Here is a 19,642-nt window from a genome sequence, read left to right as displayed (position 1 = left end):
CTCTTTCAGCATCTGTTTTATTCCACACATCATAACATACGCGGGAAAGTTTAGACAATCCTTTAGAAGGTGGGAGGTGAGGGATGGATCGTTGCAGATCGCAGATGGACCACTCCGGGGAGGAAAATGCCAGCGGCCTCCGGTGAAGAGGGGAGTTTTGACCGAATAGGTAGGGATGGTGGTAAAAACTCCCCTCTTCAATGTCTGCCTTATGGCATTTTTCCTCCCCTTTGTTCCGTGCGATTTGCAAATATCAAGTCCCTCGCAAATGGAGAGTGGGCAATTTAATAAAGAAAACCCCTCTTCTGTTTGATAGAAAGAGGGGTTTATTATTACTAAATACGTTAAAGTACTGATATTTATTAATTATTCATTTGTGACTGGACAGATCTTTGGGAAATGTATAGTTGGTCAATACATTATTGTTCTTTCATCCACTCGTAGTGGAATGTGCCTTCTTTGTCTACACGTTTAAACGTGTGAGCGCCGAAGTAGTCACGTTGTGCCTGCAGCAGGTTGGCTGGCAGACGCTCAGTGCGGTAGCTATCGAAGTAAGCCAGTGCGCTGGAGAAACCAGGAACCGGAATACCATATTTCACTGCTGTAGCTACCACTTCACGCCAAGCGTCTTGATAGTTTTCAACGATATTTTTGAAGTAGTCGTCAAGCAGCAGGTTTTTCAGGCCGCCGTCTTTGTCGTATGCATCCTTGATGTTTTGCAGGAAGCGGGAACGAATGATACAGCCGCCGCGGAAGATCATGGCGATGTTACCGTATTTCAGATCCCAGCCATACTCGTCGGAAGCCGCACGCATTTGTGCGAAACCTTGAGCGTAGGATACGATTTTGGAAGCGTACAGTGCTTTACGGATCGCTTCGATAAATTCGGCTTTGTCACCGGAGAACGCTTCTGTTTTTGGTCCGCTCAGGATTTTGCTTGCGGCTACGCGTTCTTCCTTGATTGCAGACAGGAAGCGTGCGAATACGGATTCGGTAATCATGGACAATGGCACGCCGAGATCCAGTGCGCTTTGGCTCGTCCATTTACCTGTACCTTTTTGGCCGGCAGCATCGAGGATTACATCTACCATCGGTTTGCCGGTTTCTTCGTCATATTTGGTAAAGATATCTGTTGTAATTTCGATCAGGTAGCTATCCAGCTCGCCTTTATTCCATTCATCGAAAATGGAATGCAGTTCTTTGGTGTCTGCACCAAGTACAGAAGTAAGCAGGTTATACGCTTCACCGATCAGCTGCATGTCGCCATACTCGATACCGTTGTGGACCATTTTCACATAGTGGCCTGCACCGTCCGGTCCGATATATGTACAGCAAGGATCGCCGTTAACATGTGCAGAGATAGAAGTCAGGATCGGTTCAACCAGCTTGTAGGCACTTTCCTGTCCGCCCGGCATGATTGCAGGACCTTTCAGTGCGCCTTCTTCACCGCCGGATACGCCCGCTCCGATAAAGCGGAAACCTTTGTCTTCCAGTTCTTTGCTGCGGCGCTGTGTATCAGGGAAATGGGCGTTACCGCCATCAATAATAATATCGCCTTGATCCAGATGTGGAACCAGCTGTTCAATGGTAGCGTCTGTAGCAGGACCCGCCTGAACCATGATCAGAATTTTGCGTGGAACTTCCAGAGACTGGACAAATTCCTCGATTGAGAACGTACCAACCATATTTTTGCCTTTGGCTTCTTCCATCAGATCATGCGTTTTTTGCGGGGAGCGGTTGAATACAGATACGCTGAACCCTTTGCTTTCGATGTTCAGAGCCAGGTTCTTACCCATAACGGCAAGACCAACTACACCAATTTGTTGTTTAGACATTTCTGGTTCTCCATCCTTTACTACAGTATTTTTTATTCAATAATCTGTATAATCTCAGTTGAGTCAATTCAACATTTTACATGTTTTATGGATATAAAGAAAGTCTAAAGGCGTGATCCCATGAAAGTTCATAAAAATGTTGAATTTTTTACGTAAAATTCAAACTATTTTTATGAACCCCATGCATATCACGCCTTAAACTTTACTTTTCCAAGCGTACAAGTTCAAAACGAAGATTTTCCAACACTTTTTTGCACTCTTCAACACGCTTGGTATCGCCTGCTTTGATCGCTTCATTCAGCAGATCGAGCGATTCATCAATCTTGCGCTCGGTCGATTCGATGCGTTGCTCGCCTTCGGTCGACATGTACAGAGCATTGAGCGATTCACGGGTCGGTGTCGATTCTTTTTGATATAGAATACGTTGTTCGAATCCGGAAATCTCCACCATACGGATCACTTCGCCAAACAGTATATTTTCTACCAGAATCTGCTGATCCCGAAACCGTTTTACAATCGCATGACCTTTGGTATCACCGATCAGCTTTTCCATCCATTCAGCCAGACGTGCATCATGGATACGATAATCACCAATCAACTTGTAGCCTTCCTGAGTCTGCTGGAAACGAAGCTTGGTCATATGATCATCCGTCCGAATCGATACGATAAAGGAGTCCTCCGTCTCGCGCCAGTACAGCGAATAGCCCTCTTTGATCAAATCCCGTATCAGATTCTGAATATCCCGGCGTTCAAAACGAAGTTCCAGATTGCAGTATTCCACTTCATAGCTCTTGTTCATAGTAGTCCCTCCTTTTCCTTATATTATTTATTGGTATAACTACTCATGTATAAATGATCCACTCTGGATGTTGTGCAGGTATAAATTGTAGTAAGATAAAGATCGAATATGAGAATAATTGCTGGTTTGACTTGTTTATTTTTACCCGTTTGCCGGATCATCTAAGCAGTTAACAACTCAGACACATGTAATCTTCATGAAATATATCGTGAATCCTATGCTATAATTCGGCTAGAAGTGGCAACTGTCAGAAAGAGAGGCTTTTGAAAATGAATTCGACTGTTTTTCCGGGGTTTGATACCCGTGATTTTGAAGTATTCTCCATCGATGGACTGGAACCACGCATGGAAGCGCTGATTGAACGGGTCCGTCCCAAGCTCACCATGCTGGGTGAGATGATCCAGCCGCATCTGTCCGCTCTGAGCGGCGAAGAAATGTATGTGCATGTCGCCAAGCATGCACGCCGTACTGTTAATCCTCCCAAGGATACCTGGGTGGCATGGGCAGCCAACAAGCGTGGTTACAAGGCTCTGCCCCATTTTGAAGTAGGTATGTTCGGCAGTCATGTATTTGTTGTATTTGCCATCATTTATGAGAGTCCACGCAAGGTGGATTTTGGCAAAGCAATCGCCTCCCGGCTGCAGGAAATCCAAAAAACCGTACCGGATCATTTCTATTGGTCCACTGATCATATGTCTCCACAGGGCACCCTGCAATCCGATATGGATGAGCAGCAGCTGATGGCAATCGGTACCAAACTGCAAAATATCAAAAAGTCCGAGGTGGTCTGCGGACTGCGCATTGCCAAAGACGATCCTCTGCTAAGTAACGGTGAGGCATTCGTTCAGAAGGTGGAACAGACCTTTGAGCAGCTACTGCCACTGTATAAAATGGCTTTTGCCTGAACCCGCATGAAATAGCATCATAAACGTTATCGAGTGGATGTGCTTTGGATATTTATTCTTACACATGACTAAGCAATGAATCTAAAATGATGCTAACCTCACACTATCCATGAACACAAATAGTTCATTACCAAAAGCCCACTTTCCAGCATGGCAACGCTGCAGGAAAGTGGGTTTTTTTATTACCGATTCATTGTTGAATGTTTATATTCTTTTTTTGTTATTTATGCAGCGAGCTGATCGTTGGCTAACTGATTCGCTGCGAATGATAACTATTGATGGTTTTATTTCAGATCCGGCCGCTGTCTGACCATTACCCAATGAATAACAAACAAGCATACCATCGCTGTGGCACTGACAAAAAAGGGAGCTTGCGGACTAATCTTATCCCATAATGTGCCAGGGACAAGCGGACCGATTACCAATCCAGAACCCTAGTCGTTCAGCCAACCAGCCCGCCGGACTGCGCAGTGCATTATCCCCTACATATTGAAGAGCGAATGCCAGTCCGATTGTAAAAGCAGGCAATCCGAGCATATGTCCCATATATAGCGGCAACAGTGTGACCAGCAGTCCGCCTTTTACAAATTCAACAAGGAAAATGAGCAGCCATAGACAGATAAAGTTAAATTGGTGTCTCCGCCTGGACGAATGACGTGGCGACGAATAATTGGCAGTAACGGGCATAAGGGACTCCTCTCGGGCTAGCTTATAGCAGACTCGCATAATGTATACACTGTATATACTGCTTTGCCCATCTGCCGCTGAGCTGAACAGCAGGTCGACAAAGCAGTCATTTTATGGAAACGAATCTGGAAAAAGAATTCATTTTTGTGGGAATAACCATATGTATTGTAGCATGAGATAATCAGCGGTCTGCAACTCTCTCCCAAGATAACTATTGCATTCCCCCCTCATTTTGCTATACTCATTTTTGTTTGGTTTTAAAATGTTTACCCATATTCCACCTTTAGAAAGGTTGTGACAGCTTCGATGGATCATACGCAAACTCCGCTTTTCACTGCCCTTAAGCAGCATGCGGCAAGCAATCCCGTGCAATTTCACATTCCGGGACACAAAAAAGGACTCGGCAGTGATCAGGAATTCCGAGAGTTTATTGGGGATAACGCCCTTTCTATAGATCTGATCAATATCGCACCACTCGATGATCTTCATCAACCAATGGGTGTGATCGAACAGGCACAAAAGCTGGCTGCCGATGCGTTCGGCGCAGACTACACGTATTTCTCCGTACAGGGTACCAGCGGTGCGATCATGACGATGATTATGACCGTCTGCTCGCCCGGCGATAAACTGATTGTTCCGCGCAATGTACACAAATCGATTATGTCAGCGATTATCTTTGCAGGAGCCAAGCCGGTATTCGTCTCTCCGGTACGTGATGAGAACCTGGGGATCGATCATGGTATTACCACCTCTTCGGTACGCCGAGCGCTAGATCGCCATCCGGATGCCAAAGGGGTACTCGTGATTAATCCGACGTATTTCGGCGTATGCGCCGATCTCAAGGAGATCGTCGATCTGGCTCACAGCCGCGGCGTTCCGGTACTGGTCGATGAAGCGCATGGCGTACTGATTCATTTTAATGAAAAGCTGCCGGTATCGGCTATGGCTGCTGGTGCCGATATGGCTGCTACCAGCGTACACAAACTGGGCGGCTCCATGACCCAGAGTTCCGTACTGAATGTCAATGTGAAAAATGGCCATGTGAACCCGCAGCGGGTTCAGACGATCATCAGTATGTTGACTACAACCTCGACCTCCTATATTCTGCTGGCTTCGCTGGATACATCCCGCCGGAATCTGGCACTGAACGGACATGAAATGGCAGAGCGTACGATCGGACTGGCTCAAGAGTCACGCCGCAAAATCAATGAAATTGAAGGATTGTACTGCTTTGGCGAAGAGCTGCTTGGCGGTGAAGCGACTTTCAATTATGATCCGACCAAGCTGACGATTCATATCCGTCACCTGGGCATTACCGGTTACGACGCAGAGAACTGGTTGCGCGATCATTACAATCTGGAGATCGAGCTGAGTGATATGTACAATATCCTCTGTCTGGTGACTCCGGGTGATACACAGGACAGCGTGGATATTCTGATTCGCGCCCTGACCGATATGGCTGCTGAGTTCTACGGCAGCGGCCGCGAGATCAAAGAATTGATGGTCAAGATCCCCGAGATTCCGCAGCTGTCCCTGACGCCACGCGAAGCGTTTTATGGAGATACTGAGACGATTGCTTTCGAAGAATCGGCAGGACGGATTATTGCCGAATTCATCTATGTTTATCCGCCGGGTATTCCGATTCTGCTGCCGGGAGAAGTCATCTCCCAGGAGAACATCGACTACATTACTGACCATGTCAAAGTGGGTCTTCCTGTCAAAGGTCCGGAAGATCGCAGTGTACGCAATGTCAAAGTCATTGTAGAAACGGATGCTATTTTCTAAAAATTCCAATCCATAAGGCATGCAAATATCACGAAGTATCTACTGCTTGTATAGCGAAAAGACGATCTGCTTGTGCAGATCGTCTTTTTTTGGTGCATTCATTTCTTTTTTATTCGCATAGGGACAAACAAAAAAAAGCCCTGTTCCTCATCGGAACAAGACTCTTTTTGATGGAATATCAATAAGCAGGCAGCTGTAAGAGTCTGTCCGCTATGGAAGATTACTCTTCGGATTCTGCAACCAGCTCGGCGTACGCCTGCTCAACTGCTTTCCATTCTGCTTCATCTTCGATATTTTCCAGTACCATGCCATCGTCTTCTTCTTCCAGACGCATGATATAACCATCCGCTTCCGGATTGCCACGCTCCAGCAGCAGCGCATACAGTTTCTCGCCTACATCAAAAGTCTCAACGAGTACCATTTCTACATCGTTGCCTTCTTCGTCTGTCAGACTAAGTACAAACTCATCATGTTCGTGATCATGGTCATGATCGTGGTTGCTGTTCTCGTCGTGTACATGTTTATCGCTCATAGGATAACCCACTTTCGGTATAAATTTGGATGATATCTTTACGTTTGATGGACCTGCCAAATCCGGACAGTAGCTCCATATTAAAAATAACACTTGTGTATCGTACCACTTTACACCGTACAGGTCAATTGAACCATGTACACCCCAATCTCGTGATATGGACTACTGATTCAGCGCCGTAATCACCTTTTCGGAGACCAGTACATAATCACTTGATTTGGACTTCTTCATATAGAAGCCAACCTTGTATTCGCCTGATGTTGCAAAGTTATAAGTGAAGTCATACGTACGGAACCAGAAGTTATCTTTTTGCTGGGTAATATCCTGACTCTGAATATCTTTTTGGCTGCCGGAAGGATCGGTAATCGCTACCTTGACTGCAGCAATATCAGTCTCCAGATGATCGACCTGGGTGAATACGTTAAACTTGAGTTTGCCTTTGCTAACATTGCCGAAGGCAGTATCCCCTTTGAACAAAAAGATATGTACATTCGGTTTATACAACTTTACGGTTTTGGCATCATTATCATAATCTACCAATCCGTCCATTTCACGCAGAGGCACATAGGTTTTGCCATTGATTACATACGAACCGCCATCCACTTCATTTCCGTTAATCCAGACCCGCACCTGCTGATAAGCGGAATCTGCAAACAGAACCGAGCTTCCCATCAAAAAGAAAGCTAGCGTAAAGGCAGCTACCCTTTTCCACATCATACGTTGCCCCTCCTTTAAAATGTATACTAAACATTCAGTAACATACTCATCTTCCATACATGTATACTCCTCAACTCTGTTTCAGTTGCGGTAAAAATATTGTAACCTTTTGATCTTTAGCATGACGGTATCGTACAGCGAAATCTATACTCCATAGGAGCATTTCCATTCCTTACACTGCTCATGGTAAAGTGATAAGAGAATATAGTCATAGGAGTCAGCAACAGATGGAACAGCTGACTTCAGATCCATACCTTGATACCGGGACAGGAGGATATATATGTCAATTGAACTACAGATGCTGGGTACTGGCAATGCCTTTGCCAAAAAATATTACAACAACAATGCACTCGTACATGCCGGTGATTATACACTGATGATCGACTGCGGAATCACGGCTCCTGCTGCTCTGCATGAGCTGGGCAAAGATCTGAATGATATTGATGCCATTCTGATTACGCATATTCATGGTGATCATGTAGGCGGGCTCGAAGAGCTGGGCTTTCGTGGCAAATTTGTGCATAACCGCAAACCGGTACTGTATATTGCCAGTACGCTGATTCGTCCATTATGGGAGCATACACTGTATGGCGGGATGAGCCAGGAAGGCATTGAGCAGCTGGAAGATGTGTTTGATGTTAAACCACTCGTAGCCGATCAATCGGTGCAGCTTGCCGAAGGACTGACCATTGAGCTAATCCAGACCCCACATATTGATGGCAAAAACAGCTACTCCGTGCTGATCAACAATGAGATTTTCTACAGTGCAGATATGAAGTTCCAATCTGATCTGCTGGAACAACTCGTGCATGATCGCGGCGTCAGACAGATTCTGCACGACTGCCAGCTGCACCCGCCTGGTATTGTGCATGCTACACTGGATGAACTCATGTCACTGCCCGAAGCGGTACGTTCTCGGGTCAAGCTGATGCATTATAATGATGACAAGGATGACTTCGAAGGTAAAACAGCAGGCATGGAATTTCTGGAGCAGCATCGTATCTATCGCCTTCCGGAATAGCAACTCATTTATGTAAGGCTAGATAACGATATGCAGTGCATTAACCAAAAAAGCTGCTTCTCCGGTCCATAGACGTAACCGGGAAAGCAGCTTTTTACATATATCTATTTCTGATTGTATGATTACCGATACCACGGTTGTACAAGAAAGACAATAATCTGCTGGTTTACAGATCCTTGATCATACGAACATGGGGAATACCCGCATCATCAAAAGGCTCGGCAGAAATCGTACGGTAACCAAGGCGATCATAGAATCCTTCAGCATGACACTGCGCATCCAGGATTGCCCGGATATATCCATGACTGCGCGCACAATCTTCCATTCCGTTCATCAGGGATGAACCGTAACCCCCTTTGCGATAATCCGGCAATACGGCTACACGCTGCATTTTGGCAGAACCGTCCGTGTAGGTCGTGATTCGTCCGGTCGCTACCGGCTGTCCCTTGTCCAGTAACAGAACATGATAAGCACTGCTGTCCAGACGATCATAATCGTCTATTTCGATATGTTCGGGTACATTCTGTTCTTCAATAAACACTTTACGCCGAATAGCAAAACATGCATCCAGCTGCTGCTGGTTCTGAACCTCTATCACTTCTCTTGTCACCTCTGTCTTCTCCTCCACCCGGTCAAACCAACAAGCGGTCGATCCATTGTTCTGATTTCCGTCATTATTGTACCTTTTATTGAGTAGACTGACTACTGTATGAATCGTTGGTACACAACCAAACGGCTTCTTCCCCAAAATGGAAAGAAGCCGCCAAACCAAACTATTAGTGGTTATACTCGGCATGAAGACGGTTAAGTTCCGCGATATCACGACTAAGCATTTCTTCGGTATAGTTGCCCTGTCCGAATCCGATCATCGCACGCAGCGGCATGTATTTAATCATCGCCAGCAGCAGATCCTGACTGTCTCCCATCATCTCATTTAATCCGGAGCGCTCGGCAAACTGCTTGGCCATGTCAGCGGTTGCCGGATTGGCTGCTACATCGCCGATCATCGTATTGCGGTGAAATGTAACCGGCAGGCTGACTGTTGATTTCACTTCAATTGTACTTTCCAGACGAATGTCACGAGAAGAAGCTCCGATACGGATCGCAAAAGTACCTGTCTCTACATGCCAGTCTCCAATATTCACATTGTAATAGGCAAAAGCACGCTTACCCAGTTCGAATATAACCTTACGGCTCTCTCCCGGCTGCAGATCGACTTTGGCGAATCCTTTCAGTTCCTGCTGCGGCCGAATAACCGTACTCTCTACATCATGCACATAGAGCTGTACAATTTCTTGACCCCGAACCGGACCAGTATTCGTAACCGTCACTTCTACCTTCACGGTATCTTCGTCTGTGCAGCTGGACGTATTTACCGTGAGATCGCTGTATTCGAAAGTCGTATAACTCAGTCCATACCCGAAAGGAAACAGCGGTTCAATCTGCTTTTGGTCATAATAGCGATAGCCCACGAATAAGCCTTCACGGTACTCGACACGATCACCTTCACCCGGGAAGTTCAGGAATGACGGATTATCGCTCAGCTTCACCGGGAATGTCTCCGGCAGCTTGCCGCTGGGACTCACCTCTCCAAACAACAGATCGGCAGCTGCACCGCCTCCGGCTTGTCCACCCAGATAACCTTCCAATACTGATTTCACCTGGTTAAGCCACGGCATTGTTACCGGCGAACCGTTACTGAGAACGACCACCAGGTTGTCCTGTACATCCGAGAGCGATGTAATCAGACGCTGGTGATTATCCGGCAGATCCAGATGTTCACGATCATATCCCTCGGATTCATAACGATCCGGCAGACCGGTGAACAGAATGACTACATCGGCTTCGGAAGCGATCCGGACCGCTTCCTGTACAAGTTCTTCTTTTACTTCATCACTGTCCAGATCATAGCCAGCTGCATACGTAACTTCAGCCTGATCCCCTGCAAGTATACGAATTTCATCCAGCGCCTGATCCAGATGAGTCGGATTAATATGAGAGCTGCCACTGCCCTGATAACGCGGCTTGACGGCGAACTCACCGATTACCGCAATTTTCCCTTCTTTGCGAAGCGGCAGCAGATGATCTTCATTTTTGAGCAGCACCATACTTTCACGGGCAACCTCACGAGCCAGCTGATGATGTTGACGGGAATCGAAGGAAGCTTCTGTCTTCTGCGCTGCTGCAGCCTTGAATACAAAATTCAGCAGACGCTCCACCGCTGTATCGAGTACAGATTCATCCAGCGTTCCCTGCTGAACAGCAGCTACAATCTTGGCATCTCCGATCCCCGCACTTGTCGGCATTTCCAGCTCCATGCCTGCCTGCAGTGCAGCTACACGTTCATTCACCGCCCCCCAGTCGGATACAACGAATCCTTCGAATCCCCATTCCTCTCGCAAAATACGTGTGAGCAATTCATGATTTTCCCCGGCATATACACCGTTGATTTTATTGTAGGAGCACATTACACTCCATGGCTGTGACTGTTTCACGGCTCCCTCAAAGCTGGCCAGATAAATTTCGCGAAGTGTACGTTCATCCACGATCGTATCTACCGACATCCGCCGGGTCTCCTGATTGTTGGCGGCAAAATGCTTCAGCGATGTGCCTACACCCTGGCTCTGTACACCCTGAATATGACCTGCAGCAAGCTCCGAGGACAAATACGGATCTTCGGAAAAGTACTCAAAATTACGTCCACATAGCGGAGAACGCTTGATATTTACGCCCGGTCCCAGAATGACCGCTACCTCTTCTGCCTGCGATTCCTGCCCAAGTGCTGTACCAACATGGTGCATCAATTCCCTGTTCCATGAAGCCGCCATGCCTGCTGCTGTTGGAAAACATGTTGCCGGTACACTATCGTTGAGCCCCAAATGATCCCCTTCTGCATCCTGCTTGCGCAGCCCATGAGGACCATCGGTCATCATAACAGATGGAATATTCAGACGTTCTATCGGCTGTGTATGCCAGAAATCAAGACCTGAACACAAGCTTGCTTTCTCTTCCAGCGTCAGGTTGGAAATCAGTTCTTTGATCGAATATGGTGTGTTCATAAGTACCTCCTGCATAATCGGATTGGATTAACTGATGAGATCTGCAACTTTCTTGTCTTTACATTTATTCTGGTTACTCTCTATTCACTTACCCCATATCATCATATGCCGAACGAATATCGTTGTATGGTAAAATTCGCAGTAAATTGGTACACATCGCAAAAATAATCAAAATAACAGCAACCAAATCAAATATATTAATGAATCAAAATCATATTTCCCCTTCCAATATTTAATCGAAAATTAGATTGAAAAAGAACATTTGTTCGTATATAATAAGAATAAATAAGAGAACAAATGTTCTGATAAGAGGGATGATTATGCTAGCCAAACATATCGGAGAATTACTCGAAATTGTATATATGGATCAGTCCGGCAAATTGACCCAACGGAGGATTGAGATCAAGCGAATTCGCAATGGTCTGGTATATGCAGATTGCCTGCGTTCGGGAGAACCGCGCACTTTTCGTGAAGAGAATATTTTGGCATGGCAACCTTCCAAAGCGATCAGACCGACGATTTCCGTCAAGCAGTTGGCTGCTTCAGCAACTGCCGTTGCTACCAGTTCTTCTCCTTCGTCTTCCTCCACTACTATTCCAAAGTCTGCCACTTCTACCGGTTCATCTACTTCTACTTCAGCAGCATCCAGAAAATCTTCGAATTCGTCCCAATCGTATCGCAAATACACTTCGTATACCTCGAAAAAATCACGTGTCCAAGCGGCTTCTCACGTATCGTAATCTATTCTAATCTGTCCTCTATATTCTGCTGCTATCTATAGTTACTGCAATCCCTCAATACGATTAAACGGCCAGCCGATTTAATAAATTATCCATCGATATTGTTAAACAAATAAAAAAATAGCAGCTACCTCTGTTCAAAGGTAGCTGCTATTAACATAATAGTCGTTTGTTCAGTAACTGTGTCTACTCAGGATAACAAGCCCATCAGATGCCGATAATCCATCATTTCTTCCGGGCTTTCTGCAGTTACACCGGATTTGACAAAATTCATCTGTCCAGTGCCATCTCCGATTTGTCCACGTTCTTCCAGAACATGTTGCAGATGTCTGGCCGTACCATTGCTTCCATCAATAATATCCACTTCTTCGGGGAAAAAGCGGCATAGATTACTGCGGAAATAAGGAAAATGCGTACAGCCCAGCACTACTGTACCGTACTGTCGCAAATCCAGATCTCCCAGCGCCTGTTCTAAATAAGGAAGTACATCCTCATCCCCAAACTTGCGCTCCTCAGCCAGCTGTACCAGGCCAGGCATCGGTACACTTTCCACAATATCTTCAGTATCAATACTTTTGACCAGATTATGGAACTTCTCTTCATTCAACGTCAGTCTTGTCGCCAGCACCAGTACTTTTTTATGCTTAATAATACTGTTCTGTACGGCAGGTTTGACTGCCGGTTCAATGCCGATTACCGGAAAATCGTATCGTTGCCGCAGATCCGTTACAGCGATACTGGTTGCTGTATTGCATGCAATCACGAGTGCTTTGATATTCTGGGCAGCCAGATAATCTGCAGCTTCGATTACATACTGTCGGACTTCATCCTTGGACTTTTCTCCGTAAGGTACATGCCGGGTGTCCGCATAAAATACATAATCTTCATTTGGCATCAGCTTTAGTGCTTCATGCATTACCGTCAAACCACCAACACCGGAATCAAAAATTCCTATCTTCACTCCGTTCACTCTTCCCTCTGTCCATTCACGATATGTCTTGTCTAATAATTCGTGTTATCTATACCTAATTATAACTTTTTCGATTCCATTTGAAAATAAAAGGGGGATGACTGCATCATCCCTCTATAAATGCTACAGCTTCCTGCAGCATTTGGTTAAAATGAGCCGGATAATCATGGCCCAGACCCGTTACATTTTTGAATACATATGGAATACCTTTGAAATCAAGTGCTTCCACCAGCTCCTGTGCTCCAGGCATACACTCTTCATCACTCTCGCCGCAAATAATATACATTTTTACGCCATGCTCTTTCCAGGCATTTAATCCCAGTTCCCATTCTTCTCGATCAGGCATCCAGGGAGCCACGAGGATCATACCACGTACACCGGATGAATATTCAGCTGCTGTATTCATGGCAACTCTGGCCCCTGCGGAAAATCCCGCCAGAATAGGTCTTTTACCCGAAGGCAGTGCATTCTCCGGCAGCAGGCAATCCCGGATCTCCATTTGTGGATTATCGATACGAGCCAGTTCTTCCATGGACTGCTTGAGCTCATCCATTCCTGTATCGATATCTATCCAATCATAAGCTCCCGTGAACTGAATCTGGGAAGACTGCAGTAAAGCCAGCTTATATTCCCGATCAAGCAGTGAACTCCAGTAAGGCTGCACGATATCCATATTCTCCTGTTCCCCGTGCAGAACAAAGATCGTATGGAATGTAGCTGCCGGCTTCTCCTGATCAGGAAGCACAATATTGAGCTTGGCACTGCTTTCGCTCATCGCCTGCGTCTCACGTGCCCGGCAGATTCCGATCAACCGCTGAAATTCGGGATCATGCCGCAAAGGCTCCAAGGTCTCCTCTTCTAACAGATACTCGGCAGAATACCAATATTCATGCTGCTCTATAGCTTCGCGTAGCAGCTGCAGTGCCTCGTCATTCATATCTGCTGCAGCAGCCAGACTATAGCGCAGATTGTATACCTGTGCCGGATTGCCGATTCCATCTGCCTGATGTTCCGTTATAAAATGATACGCCTCCGCACTTCCATGCTGTTCATAGATTTCCATCGTCCGATTAAGTAATCCTGTATATGTAAACTGAGCCATGAGACCTCCTGAGTAAATGTAATGGGTTGCTGTTCGATCCACCGGGCACTGTTTATTCCGAATATTCGGCCCAAATAAAGCAAGCCTCTCGTAAAAGGCTTGCTTTGTAAATCATGACGCTATATTCATATTAATATACAGTCCCCGAAATAAACAATAGCTGCCTCTTCATAAGAAAAAGCACAGAATGCTTGCCTCTATTGTATAGCCGTTGTTCATACAATTGAATCAGTTCAATGGCTATCCTGTTTATTTGGCAGACAATTCATCGCCTGTGACCCATTTATGATTTTTGACAGGTTCCCCGCCCGTAGTAGGCATATAGTCAACCATATAGACTGTTGTCTGTTGCGCAGAATCGATTGTTGCCTGTGCGCCCTGCATGCCTGGCATATGATCAGCATTCAGTATGATCTTGCTACCTGGCTTGAGCGGAGATTGACCAGCATTCTGAATTTCTTCATGAATCACCCATTTATGGTCTTTGACCGGCTCTCCACCTGTGACGGGTGTATAGGACACACTATAGACAGTTGTATCATACGCACCTGTAATGGTAGCCTCCGCACCTTTCATGCCCTTCATATGATCCATATTCATTATAACTATAGTACCTACTGGAAATTGAGGATGCTGCGCAGTTTGCAGCCCCGCTGGCACTTCAGCTGAGCTGAAATGATGCATCGCTCCACCAGATGCCTCGTTTCCCATAGACATAGAATCATGATCCGCTGTCTCACTTGATGAGGTAGTTGATACCGGATGATCCGTAGCTGCAGAATTGGGCGTATTGCTGCAGCCATTGAGGATGAGCAGCGTACCGATTCCTGCAGAGATTAGAGCTTTTTTCATCATCGTTTGCTCCCTTCTTATCATTTACTTTTTGAAATCCATTTCCTTCATTCTATCTATTTATATACTATACCCCTGTATGGTATATTGAATACTATAAATATGAATATACTTTGACAACCTTTCTTAATAATTAGTCGAGTAAGCTACGAATGACACAGATACAGATACAGATACAGATACAGATACAGATACAGATACAGATACAGATAAGTATGTAAAACAACAACCAGATGCAATAGGTGCTTTGATCGAGCGTCAGATAAGATGCAGGCTAAATTGTTGTCTGCATCCTACCTATACAGCTCCTGTTCTATGACAGTCCCTATCTATGTAATGATCCGATTCTTACGTGTTACTATATAATCTGGTTAACAATAATAGTATTTTTTCGCCAGACTCGGTTCATCCAGATACTCTACTTTTAGAACCTGCTGCAGACGTACACGACCAGTGACACCCTGCAGGCGCCTCTCCTGTGTACCAGGCCAGTCGGCATCAAGTTGGCGTTTAAGATCGAATATGCGCAGCCAGCTCTGTTCTTTGCTTAGTAGAGAGTTTCCAGCCTGGAACTCCTCCCATTCTCCCTGGTCTGCAGCATTAAATGTATTATTTAATACCGCATGCCATTCCTGAAAGTCGGATAGCAGTACATTTAATGGATGTAAAGACAGGGTAAGACAGACACACTGCTCCCGACCGGTAAAATGATTCAATTGCAGGAGATCCGGTTTTTCTTTCCATACCCACACCGGGTAGCTACCATCGTAAAAAGGCAGACGCTCTATCATTTGGTCCATCATCCAGCGATAGGCTTCCGGATAAGAAATATGATCGATATGCCCTTCCAAAAAGCCGTGTTGCTGGGCTTGCTCCCAAGCAGACAAAGACTGCACTGTCCAGTACTTGGAAGTAGACACAGCCGGATGTTTTCTCTTCATTATAATTGTTCTCCTTCCCTGTATGAAATGTATAGCGCAATCCTTTATGTATCATCAGTCGCCAAACGGCAATTATATACAGTTAAGCAGGCATAGTACGGCAGGTGTGTTCATAATCTATGTATCATAACAAAAAAAGCAATAAATTTTAAGTGCGATCCGTATTTGCTCCTATTAAATAAACAGAAAAATCAGATTACCCATCAAATTAAAAACGTGCAGCAGGATATCGATGGATATCCAGAGCTGCACGCTGTAGGTTATATGCATGACCTGTACAAGAGTAAGATTCTTGAGGGTATATGCTATATTGAGTGATTGTTTTAGTTAGCTTCCATATACTGGCTGAGGAGCTGAGTCACTTTACCTCGTACGGCCAGATCCGAGTTATCACGGTTTTTAACGATTTGGCTCACCTGCATCATAAAGGAATCCATTTCGTTCTCTATGTCAAATCCATACTGTTCGTTTCTGTTTTCCACGTTTCTCATGCCTCCAAAATTGTAAATTCGTTGTCTATCTAATATCACCCCCTGGCTATCATTTTAAAACAGCAATTTGTATATTTTTTATTTGTTTTCAGAAATAATTCACTAGCTTCTTTGAATAAGGCAATCATAATCAAAAAGCCCGGGCTATTCAGCGCCTGGACTTTTTTGCAGAAAATCGGTAAATCTATTCAATCTCGGATATTAGCAGCTTACTATGGTTTTATGCTGTTCGTTCTTGTATAGGAACGGCCTTGACGAGCTCTACCCTGTCAAGATAGGGTTCATCGCAGCGTGTATGCTATAAACTAATATCATTAGATTCTTATACTGTATTAATCTTCGGCAATATCTGCACGCAGAGCACTGGCAATTTCAATCATTTTGGGAATGACAGCTTCATTCATGCCCGATACATACAGATCTCCATCAAAATGACGGAAAGGAATTGTTGCTCCTTCGATCTCCCAAAGGAAAAAGTCCCCTTCGATTGACATGGTGGCTTCACCTTTGACTGTGAAGACCGGTGTATATACGATATCGGGCTGCAATTCAAAATAAGCTTTGCATTCTTCAAGAGTAATCGGCTGTTTTGCATCGTTCTCCTGCTGCATTTCCCGGGTAATTCGGTAACGTTGACCCATATGATGTTATCTCCTTTATATAAAATGCGGTTATTTCAAAATTCCATTATACACAAAGCAAAAAGCTCCCGCTACCGGAAGCTGCAAAATTGCATGAAGAGAAATTCAGAGGAGTGCATCAATAGCTGCCTGGATATAAGCCGGAATCGGTTGGTTCTCCTTTTCGATTCGTCGTCCGGCGTATATGATCAGCTGCTGTTGATTAACGACTGGATAACCGCCAGCATGCTCACCACGATATTCGATGACTGATCCTTTTGCTTCTTTGCAGGCTACTTTATAATCATCCAGTACGTGAAATACCTCTTCGGCTGTACGATCAATGTAAGCATACGCTGTTTCATTCATACGTTATATCTCCTTTGCTGCTATATCTATCCATGATTGATAACTTCGACGGTTATTCTTGTAACATAATCCTCTTCACTCGTCACAGCCACTTCATCGATCAAATACTCTTCATACACATACTCACCGGGCTGCAAATCCTGCTGTTTTATAAAATCCTGCAGGCGTGTATATGTAGTATCAAGCGTATCATAAGTACCATGATGAAAAGCAACAGCATACCGGCCTCTCGGCTTAGTGAATGTCTGCAGATCCGTATGAATAGAGTCTGTTTTCACGAAAAAATAAGCCGTCTGTTGTTCTCCGGATAGCAGCTCTCTCGTGTCCATCATTGTACCTACGAATGAAGAAGCTACCGATTGAGTAAAATGATCGAATTCCCGAAACCGATTCGTCCATTCCAGATAACTGTTATGCTGATTATCATCTATCAACATCTCACTGCGAATCAGCTTCTCTTCAGGCTGTTCTTCTATGCGAATCTCGCTGTATTTGGCACTGAGTCCTTTCGCCGTAAAATCCACAGTTTCCTGCAGCACACGCTGGATCTGTCGCAGCTTGGTAATTTCCTGCTCAATATGCAGCATTTCTTTATCTGCGATCTCAATCAATTGTTCTGCAGTGCGATGATCCAGATAATAACGGATGTCTTTGAGCGGCATCTTCAGTTCTTTTAAAATATGAATAATTAGAAAGACATCCAGCTGACGATGAGAATAATAACGATATCCTTTTTCATTAGTGTATACAGGCTTAAGCAGATCAATCTCATCATAGTGAAAAAGTGTTCGTTTATTTACTTTGCACAAACGTGCAAACTCACCTGTTGTTAGGTATACTTCGTTTGGAGTTGTCTTCATATTGCCTCCTTGACTATCCGGTTACGGTATACTTTATTCTAAAACATAATGACCAAAATGAGGAGATACCATCCGTGATCTCCAGAAATTCAGGTGACTGGTATGAAAATAGAAATTCTAAATGTAACAGCAGATAATCTTCAGGCTGTTCTGGCACTGCATGTAGCGCCAAATCAAGTTTCTTATATTGAGAATACAGCCCAGTGTCTGGAAGAAGCAGAAGAGTGTTCTTTTTACCAACCGGCAGGCTTGTATGCTGATCATACACTTGTTGGCTTTGCTATGTATGGCTGGTTCCCGGGTGAAGGAAATGCAGGACGGGTATGGCTGGACCGTTTTCTCATTGATGAACACCATCAGGGACAAGGACTTGGTACGATCATGCTGACTGCCTTAATTGATCATCTTCATCATGTATATGGTCCTGCTGATATTTATCTTAGCCTGTTTGAGGATAATCAGGGAGCGCTTTATTTATATGAGAAATTTGGCTTTCGATTTAATGGAGAGTTGGATATTAATGGAGAGAAAGTCATGGTCAGAAGCTATTCCGGGAACAAATAGACTCCACGTCACAATTCTATCTGGCAACTGGATATAAAACAGCAATAAAAAAAGCCCTTGATATTCAAGGACTCTCTCGGTATGACCTGTAGTGGGATCGAACCACTGACCCCTACCCTGTCAAGATAGTGCTCTCCCGCTGAGCTAACAGGTCGTATAACAATCACAAGAAGTAATATACCAAATCACATCAAGACTGTCAATATCTAACTCGCTTGCCTGTACAGCCGGATTATCTGCTTGGGATGACAATAAGACGCAGGTACAAACAGCAGCATGATATGTACAAGGCAGCGATAGATCCTAGCATACGGGTTCATTCCATGTCGCGATATAATTCTCTATCCTCTTCTAATATTGGGTCCAATATGAAGCATCTTCTGATCGTGGTGTCGGTGTTCGTGGTCGTCTGGTCTCACGCTCCCAGCCGTCGATCATAATAAGAGTCTCCAGGTCTTCTTTGTTGTCCCAATATATGTAGCGCTTGTTCTCCAGTACAGTCAATGTATGTATCAGTTCATCGATGGATCGATAAGTTATGGCGGATAGTTCACGCCAGCCAGGCATCCGGCGATGACGGGCAAAAAAGTTGTATAGAACACGCAGCAGCTTCCTCTCCTGATCGTCCAGCATATTTCCCACTCCTCTAGTATTCAATATTTCACACCAAAAAAGAACGTATGTTCTTATATTTTATAGAGTATATTGCTTTTTGGCAAGGATAGATTTGTTGTTTTTTAATCAGATAACAAAAAACCCCCTGCTTTATACTGGTCAAGCCCCTATTTTGTAG

Annotated in this window: 20 protein-coding genes, 1 tRNA gene and 1 pseudogene; 5 read left to right on the top strand and 17 right to left on the bottom strand. The window is 44.8% G+C overall.

Translation table 11 applies throughout. The features are described 5' to 3' along the window. Positions 1 to 419: 419 nt before the first annotated feature. On the bottom strand, positions 420 to 1,835 hold the full coding sequence (gene gnd, locus H065_RS0118920) for an NADP-dependent phosphogluconate dehydrogenase (protein WP_017814652.1): 1,416 nt from the start codon (positions 1,833 to 1,835) through the stop codon (positions 420 to 422). Positions 1,836 to 2,037: 202 nt separating this feature from the next. Beyond that, complete coding sequence (locus H065_RS0118915; protein ID WP_017814651.1) at positions 2,038 to 2,634, bottom strand: YkzI domain-containing protein; 597 nt, start codon at positions 2,632 to 2,634, stop codon at positions 2,038 to 2,040. A 269-nt stretch (positions 2,635 to 2,903) separates the two neighbouring features. On the opposite strand from H065_RS0118915, the gene H065_RS0118910 reads away from it, so the two are divergent. Then, on the top strand, positions 2,904 to 3,539 hold the full coding sequence (locus tag H065_RS0118910; protein WP_017814650.1) for a YktB family protein: 636 nt from the start codon (positions 2,904 to 2,906) through the stop codon (positions 3,537 to 3,539). Between the two features lie 429 nt (positions 3,540 to 3,968). Here H065_RS0118910 and H065_RS27480 read toward each other — a convergent pair. Continuing rightward, a pseudogene (locus tag H065_RS27480) lies at positions 3,969 to 4,160 on the bottom strand (MFS transporter); the annotation flags it as partial. A gap of 372 nt (positions 4,161 to 4,532) precedes the next feature. Here H065_RS27480 and H065_RS0118895 point away from each other — a divergent pair. After that, positions 4,533 to 6,011: an aminotransferase class I/II-fold pyridoxal phosphate-dependent enzyme gene (locus tag H065_RS0118895; RefSeq protein WP_017814647.1), complete on the top strand. Its 1,479-nt coding sequence runs from the start codon at positions 4,533 to 4,535 to the stop codon at positions 6,009 to 6,011. A gap of 220 nt (positions 6,012 to 6,231) precedes the next feature. Here H065_RS0118895 and H065_RS0118890 read toward each other — a convergent pair whose 3' ends face one another. Both H065_RS0118890 and H065_RS0118885 read right to left on the bottom strand, forming a co-directional pair. Continuing rightward, on the bottom strand, positions 6,232 to 6,543 hold the full coding sequence (locus tag H065_RS0118890) for a DUF1292 domain-containing protein (RefSeq protein ID WP_017814646.1): 312 nt from the start codon (positions 6,541 to 6,543) through the stop codon (positions 6,232 to 6,234). 162 nt (positions 6,544 to 6,705) lie between these two features. Beyond that, on the bottom strand, positions 6,706 to 7,260 hold the full coding sequence (locus H065_RS0118885) for a stalk domain-containing protein (RefSeq protein WP_017814645.1): 555 nt from the start codon (positions 7,258 to 7,260) through the stop codon (positions 6,706 to 6,708). Between the two features lie 280 nt (positions 7,261 to 7,540). Here H065_RS0118885 and H065_RS0118880 point away from each other — a divergent pair, with 280 nt between their 5' ends. Further along, positions 7,541 to 8,281 (top strand): MBL fold metallo-hydrolase, encoded by a 741-nt coding sequence (locus H065_RS0118880; protein ID WP_017814644.1) that lies wholly within the window; start codon positions 7,541 to 7,543, stop codon positions 8,279 to 8,281. 166 nt (positions 8,282 to 8,447) lie between these two features. On the opposite strand, the gene H065_RS0118875 is transcribed toward H065_RS0118880, so the two are convergent. Continuing rightward, on the bottom strand, positions 8,448 to 8,891 hold the full coding sequence (locus tag H065_RS0118875; RefSeq protein ID WP_017814643.1) for a GNAT family N-acetyltransferase: 444 nt from the start codon (positions 8,889 to 8,891) through the stop codon (positions 8,448 to 8,450). A 166-nt stretch (positions 8,892 to 9,057) separates the two neighbouring features. Further along, a complete protein-coding gene (locus H065_RS0118870) occupies positions 9,058 to 11,340 on the bottom strand; it encodes a glycoside hydrolase family 3 C-terminal domain-containing protein (protein WP_017814642.1) in 2,283 nt (760 codons plus the stop codon). Between the two features lie 320 nt (positions 11,341 to 11,660). Between H065_RS0118870 and H065_RS26380 the strand changes: the two genes are divergently transcribed. Beyond that, on the top strand, positions 11,661 to 12,080 hold the full coding sequence (locus H065_RS26380) for a hypothetical protein (protein ID WP_017814641.1): 420 nt from the start codon (positions 11,661 to 11,663) through the stop codon (positions 12,078 to 12,080). Positions 12,081 to 12,270: 190 nt separating this feature from the next. Here the strand turns inward: H065_RS26380 and murI are convergent, their stop codons facing one another. The 8 genes from murI to H065_RS0118825 form a co-directional block, all read right to left on the bottom strand. Beyond that, on the bottom strand, positions 12,271 to 13,041 hold the full coding sequence (gene murI / locus H065_RS0118860) for a glutamate racemase (protein ID WP_017814640.1): 771 nt from the start codon (positions 13,039 to 13,041) through the stop codon (positions 12,271 to 12,273). Positions 13,042 to 13,156: 115 nt separating this feature from the next. After that, on the bottom strand, positions 13,157 to 14,152 hold the full coding sequence (locus H065_RS0118855; protein WP_017814639.1) for an alpha/beta hydrolase: 996 nt from the start codon (positions 14,150 to 14,152) through the stop codon (positions 13,157 to 13,159). Positions 14,153 to 14,401: 249 nt separating this feature from the next. Next, entirely contained in the window at positions 14,402 to 15,004 is a 603-nt protein-coding gene (locus tag H065_RS0118850) for a YdhK family protein (RefSeq protein ID WP_017814638.1), read from the bottom strand. A 371-nt stretch (positions 15,005 to 15,375) separates the two neighbouring features. Next, a complete protein-coding gene (locus H065_RS26375; protein ID WP_017814637.1) occupies positions 15,376 to 15,945 on the bottom strand; it encodes a DUF3841 domain-containing protein in 570 nt (189 codons plus the stop codon). Between the two features lie 323 nt (positions 15,946 to 16,268). Beyond that, positions 16,269 to 16,427 (bottom strand): hypothetical protein, encoded by a 159-nt coding sequence (locus H065_RS27955; protein WP_017814636.1) that lies wholly within the window; start codon positions 16,425 to 16,427, stop codon positions 16,269 to 16,271. Between the two features lie 341 nt (positions 16,428 to 16,768). Continuing rightward, positions 16,769 to 17,077 (bottom strand): hypothetical protein, encoded by a 309-nt coding sequence (locus tag H065_RS0118835; protein WP_017814635.1) that lies wholly within the window; start codon positions 17,075 to 17,077, stop codon positions 16,769 to 16,771. A gap of 105 nt (positions 17,078 to 17,182) precedes the next feature. Further along, positions 17,183 to 17,425 (bottom strand): hypothetical protein, encoded by a 243-nt coding sequence (locus H065_RS0118830; RefSeq protein ID WP_017814634.1) that lies wholly within the window; start codon positions 17,423 to 17,425, stop codon positions 17,183 to 17,185. 26 nt (positions 17,426 to 17,451) lie between these two features. Continuing rightward, positions 17,452 to 18,285 (bottom strand): MerR family transcriptional regulator, encoded by an 834-nt coding sequence (locus H065_RS0118825; protein WP_017814633.1) that lies wholly within the window; start codon positions 18,283 to 18,285, stop codon positions 17,452 to 17,454. Between the two features lie 102 nt (positions 18,286 to 18,387). On the opposite strand from H065_RS0118825, the gene H065_RS0118820 reads away from it, so the two are divergent. Further along, positions 18,388 to 18,849 (top strand): GNAT family N-acetyltransferase, encoded by a 462-nt coding sequence (locus H065_RS0118820; RefSeq protein ID WP_017814632.1) that lies wholly within the window; start codon positions 18,388 to 18,390, stop codon positions 18,847 to 18,849. 82 nt (positions 18,850 to 18,931) lie between these two features. On the opposite strand, the gene H065_RS0118815 is transcribed toward H065_RS0118820, so the two are convergent. Continuing rightward, a tRNA-Val gene (locus tag H065_RS0118815) sits at positions 18,932 to 19,003 on the bottom strand. A gap of 197 nt (positions 19,004 to 19,200) precedes the next feature. Continuing rightward, positions 19,201 to 19,482, bottom strand: a complete 282-nt coding sequence (locus H065_RS0118810) for a hypothetical protein (RefSeq protein ID WP_017814631.1) — start codon at positions 19,480 to 19,482, stop codon at positions 19,201 to 19,203. Between the last annotated feature and the right edge of the window lie 160 nt (positions 19,483 to 19,642).

It is taken from the genome of Paenibacillus shenyangensis (assembly GCF_000346635.1).
GTDB classification, from domain to species: Bacteria; Bacillota; Bacilli; order Paenibacillales; family Paenibacillaceae; genus Saccharibacillus; species Saccharibacillus dauci.
This window is presented reverse-complemented; position numbering and strand designations above follow the sequence as displayed.